Consider the following 2,624-nt stretch of genomic DNA (forward strand, 5'->3'; position numbering starts at 1 on the left):
GGCCCGCCCGCCGGTGGCGCCGGGCGGGCGCAGCATCCGCAGCAGGGTGGCCCGTGCGCGCTCGGCGTACCGCTGACCCGGCTGCCCGCCCAGAGCGTGCAGCGCCGCGGTCACGTCCAGACCGGCGTGGTCGACGAGGCGCACGAGCAGCGGCACGGACTCGTGCTCGGGCAGCCAGCGGGCGAGGTCCAGCGCCGTCCGCAGCACCGTGGTCGCACGCACGTCGCCCAGCCGGACGACGTCGCCGTCCGGGAGCGGGACCTCGTGCGGGACCCGCAGCGGGTGCGGTGACGGCCGGCGGGCGCGGGGCTCGACCAGGACGTCGAACCGGTCCGGCAGGGGCCCGCCGGTGTGCACCCAGACCGCAGCCGCGCGGCCGACGACCGCGCGCGGCGGCACGAGCGGGCGCAGCGCCGTGGCGCGGACCGCCGGCGTGGGGGACCGGTCCGCGGGGGTGGCGACCGCGCCCCACACGGGGTGCAGCGCGCCCTCGTGCAGCAGCACCTGCCAGGCCGTGGGGCCGACGTCGCTCGCACGGACGCCGTCCGGCACGGGCGCCGGCGGCTGGACGAGCCACGCGAGGGCGGAGGTCATCGGTCGAGGATGGCTGTGCCCCGGCGCGCGGGCGGGCTACCGGCATGCGATGTGGACGACGACGCCGCGCCGGGCCTGGTGTGGACGGCCGGCGGGCGACGGTCCGGGCGGACGGCGACGCGGCCGTCCCGGGTCGAGGCGGCGGTCCACCTTCGCGGCGGTCGGCCTTCGCGGCCGTCCGCCCTCGGAGGTGACGACGACGGGGCCGCCGCCCGGGTGGACGTCGGCCCCGTCGGGGGAGCGGTGGAGCGGGCGGTCAGGAGCTCTGGGCGGCCCGGCGCACCTGCTCGAGCCACGCACGGCGCGCGTCCAGCGCGGCCTGGGCCTCGGCGATCTTGCGGGCGTTGCCCGCCGCCTGCGCCGTGGCGAGGTCGGCCTCGAGACCGACGATCGCCGCCTCCAGCTGGGCCGCCGCGCCCTCGGCACGGGCACGGGTCTCGGGGTTGCCCCGCGTCCAGGCCGACTGGTCGGCGTCCCGGACGGCGCTCTCGACCGCCCGCAGGCGCGCCTCGACCCGCTGCAGGTCCCCCCGCGGCACCTTGCCGGCTGCGTCCCAGCGGTCCTGGATCGAGCGCAGCGCCGCCTTGGCGGCCGCCAGGTCAGTGATCGGGACGAGCCGCTCCGCCTCGACCAGGAGCGCCTCCTTGACCTCGAGGTTCCCGCGGAACTCCGCGTCGGTCTCGGCCGAGGCGGCGTCACGCGCGGAGAAGAAGGCGTCCTGCGCGGCGCGGAACCGCGCCCACAGGGCGTCGTCCTCCTTGCGGCTGGCCCGCCCGCTGGCCTTCCACTGCGCCATGAGGTCGCGGTAGGCGCCCGCGGTCGTCCCCCAGTCGGTGCTCGTCGAGAGCCGCTCGGCCTGGGCGACGAGCTGCTCCTTGGCAGCCCGCGCCGAGGCGTTGCGCGACTCCAGCTCGGCGAAGAAGTGCCGACGCTCGCGGTCGAAGGTCGTCCGGGCGTGGCTGAACCGCTTCCAGAGCGACTCCTCCGTCGGCCGGTCGATGCGCGGGCCGTTGCGCTGCGCGTCCTTCCACTGGTCGAGCAGCACCCGCAGCTGCTCGCCGGCCGGGCGCCACTGGATGCGCTCGGGGTCCGTCGCCGCGATCTTCTCGGCCTGCTCGACGATGGCCGTCCGGGCCGCGACGGCGACCTCCTTCGCGGCGGCGCGCTCGGCGTCCGCGGCGGCCCGTCGCTCGGCGGCGACCGCCCGCAGCGCCCCCAGTCGCCCGCGCAGGCCGGCGAGGTCCCCGACGGCGGCCGGGTCGGCCAGCTCCTCGGACAGCTTGGTGAGCGTCTGCTCGACCTCCTTCTGGGCGAGCTCCGTCGTGGCCAGCCGCGTCTCGAAGAGCACGACCTTGGCCTGCAGGTCCAGGAACCGCCGCACGTACAGGCTCAGCGCCTCCTCGGCGGACGCTCCGGGGAACTGCCCGACGGCGCGCTCACCCTCGCCCTCGCGCACGAAGACGGTCCCCTCCTCGTCGACGCGCCCGAACGTCGCGGCCAGCGCGGCCTCGGCGGCGTCCTGCGGGGGAGCGACCGGGGCCGCCGGCGCCGCGCCGGGGACGGCGGCAGCCGGTCCGTGCGGAACGCGGGGGACCGGACGAGGGATCGGGCGCGGGGTCGGCCGGGGGACCGGCGACGGGGTCGGCGCCGGCACGGGCGAGCCGGCGGGTGCCGCGCCGCTCGGGGCAGCGTCGGCGGAGACCTCCGCAGCGGCGTCTGCGGTCGAGTCGTCAGCGGTGTCGGCGGGAGGGGCGTCCGTCGGAGCGGCATCGGCAGGCACGTCCGCAGCGGGAGCGTCCGCCTCGGGAGCGGTGTCCACCGGGGCGGCCTCGGCGGGAAGGTCCGCCGCCGGGGCGGCGTCGCTCACCGGGGCGGCGTCGTCCGTCGTCACGGCGTCCGCAACTGGGGCGGCGTCGTCCGCCGTCACGGCGTCCTCCACGGGGGCGGCGTCCGCCACCGGGGCGGCGTCGTCTGCCGGGGCGGCGTCCGCCACCGGGGCGGCGTCGTCGGCCGGGGCGGCGTCCGCCACC

At 78.8% G+C, this 2,624-nt stretch carries 1 protein-coding gene and 1 pseudogene; both read right to left on the minus strand.

Features of this window, described 5'->3' with window-relative positions; all coding sequences use genetic code 11:
- Positions 1 to 594: pseudogene (locus CAE01nite_RS05540) on the minus strand (hypothetical protein); the annotation flags it as partial.
- 256 nt (positions 595 to 850) lie between these two features.
- Entirely contained in the window at positions 851 to 2,623 is a 1,773-nt protein-coding gene (locus CAE01nite_RS05545) for a DUF349 domain-containing protein (RefSeq protein WP_146901177.1), read from the minus strand.
- Between the last annotated feature and the right edge of the window lies 1 nt (position 2,624).

This window comes from Cellulomonas aerilata (assembly GCF_007991755.1).
In the GTDB taxonomy this organism is placed as follows: Bacteria; Actinomycetota; Actinomycetes; order Actinomycetales; family Cellulomonadaceae; genus Pengzhenrongella; species Pengzhenrongella aerilata.